Origin of the sequence: Robiginitalea sp. (genome assembly GCF_049588695.1) — a bacterium.
Classification (GTDB): Bacteria; Bacteroidota; Bacteroidia; order Flavobacteriales; family Flavobacteriaceae; genus Robiginitalea.
The window spans coordinates 1-1,883 of the sequence record NZ_JBAVZJ010000300.1 but is presented as its reverse complement, the minus strand read 5'-3'; the positions used below and the strand labels follow the sequence as shown (position 1 = coordinate 1,883).

Sequence of the window (1,883 nt, the reverse complement as noted above, 5' to 3'; positions counted from 1 at the left end):
GTATTGAATAAAGGGTTAAAAGCAATCCGGGGATGAGATTCCTCTATCCCCTTTTGAATCGCATTTAGAAATCCAGCGAAACTACCGTCGAATAAAAAACAAGGATGTGGCTTCATAAAATAGGAATATGTCCAAATATATGGAATAAAGCCATAATTAGGAAATATTCCATATTATATTTAGGATTATTTCCAATTTTTAATACATTTGATAACGCGGGATTCTTCAACTCCCAGATTAACCATAGAAATGGAACACGAAATAGTAATCAAGAGATTCACCGAAGTGCGCAGGGATTTGGGATTTACCCAGGCTGAATTTGCCCAAAAACTTGGGATTCCCAGTACTACTGCAGATATTGAACGCGGACGTACCCGATTGACCGGTAAGGTGGTAACGGAATTACTGCGTCTGTATCGGATCAATCCGCTTTGGTTGTACGGGGAAAGTAATAAACGCTATTTGGATACGGATTCAGTGAGTGTGATGCCCAAGGTGGTAAGCGTTGATTCGGAAGAAAAAGAAAATATTCTCCTCGTAAATGCAAAAGCGGCAGCCGGGTACCCTCAAAACATTCAGGATACGAGCTGGTATCGCAAACTCCCGGCTTTTGACCTGCCCCTTCCCCAGTTCCGGAATGCCTCATACCGGGGGTTTCAAGTTGAAGGAGACAGTATGCTTCCCAATTTAAAACCCGAAGACTGGGTCCTCGCCCGTGGTATAGAAAACTGGGACGACATTAATCCAAACCGATTTTATGTTATTGTACTGAAGGATGCTGTAGTGGTCAAGAAGATGGAAAAAATTCCCGGGTCGGATCGTGTACGACTTATTTCGCTCAATGCTTCCTATTCGCCATACGAAATACACACAGAGGAAATTCAGGAAGTCTGGCTCGTCAGCAGTAAAATTACCTTTGGCATTGAAACAAATACTGAAAATGGATTGCTGAGGGAGTTGAAGCAATCTATGGAGGAACTCAAGCAAAAGCTGGGCGTTTCGTGAAATTTACCTTCTGGATTGTGATTTAAGGGATTTTTACTTCTTGCGTGTACGGAATTTCTCACAAGGATATTCTGGGCGAGAGGTGAAATTCATTTTACTACTTTTCCGATGGGGCGGTTGCGGTTGCAAGACCTTTAGGCTGGCAAAAATTGAAAAATAACCGGAGACACAACTTGCAGATTTCAATTAATAACCGACTGCCCGATCGTCTCCCCTTGGGTCAGCTCCACCTTCGAGGCGCCCCCTGTCGATTACCCGGATCGCATCTACCTTCCCGATGATAGGCGTTCGCCCCTCATTTATTTGATACCCTTTAGTTCTTAAACTATCCTTCAGGGATTTAGAAAAGCCATCATTTTCGAATGTTATGACGTCCGGGAGCCATTGGTGATGAAATCTGGGGGCATTTACAGCCTCCTGCATGGACAGCCCGAATTCGTATACATTGAGGATGGTTTGTGTTACCGCTGTTATTATGGTTGAGCCCCCCGGGGTACCCACGACCATCCAAAGTTTCCCATCTCTTTCGACAATGGTCGGGGTCATGCTGCTCAACATTCTCTTTTCAGGGGCAATGCTGTTGGCTTCTGCCCCGATAAGCCCAAACATATTGGGGGTTCCTGGCTTTGAGCTGAAATCATCCATCTCATTATTCAGGAAAAAACCAAGTTCATCACAATAGAGTTTAGATCCATAGGCTCCGTTAAGTGTTGTGGTAACCGAAACAGCATTGCCCTCAGCATCTACAATTGAATAATGGGTGGTCTCCTCACTTTCCACAATTTCAACCGCACCGTGGGACACAGCATCTGAGGACGTGGCCTGCTCAAAACTAAAGGCGCTCATACGTTCTCTTAAATAGGATTCACTCAGGAGCT

The 1,883-nt window shown here is 44.5% G+C and carries 2 protein-coding genes; one reads left to right on the top strand and one right to left on the bottom strand.

Going from position 1 to position 1,883, the window contains the following annotated elements; translation table 11 throughout:
- Window positions 1-249 precede the first annotated feature (249 nt).
- Window positions 250-1,005: an XRE family transcriptional regulator gene (locus tag WBV75_RS07440; protein ID WP_424120000.1), complete on the top strand. Its 756-nt coding sequence runs from the start codon at window positions 250-252 to the stop codon at window positions 1,003-1,005.
- 186 nt (window positions 1,006-1,191) lie between these two features.
- Here WBV75_RS07440 and WBV75_RS07435 read toward each other — a convergent pair.
- Window positions 1,192-1,883: gamma-glutamyltransferase (locus tag WBV75_RS07435; RefSeq protein WP_424119999.1), on the bottom strand; the 692-nt coding region annotated here is incomplete at its 5' end.

What these genes read in the sequence shown, in the direction of transcription:
- WBV75_RS07440 (WP_424120000.1), top strand. Translation starts at nt 250, where the DNA reads ATGGAACACGAAATAGTAATCAAGAGATTCACCGAAGTGCGCAGGGAT.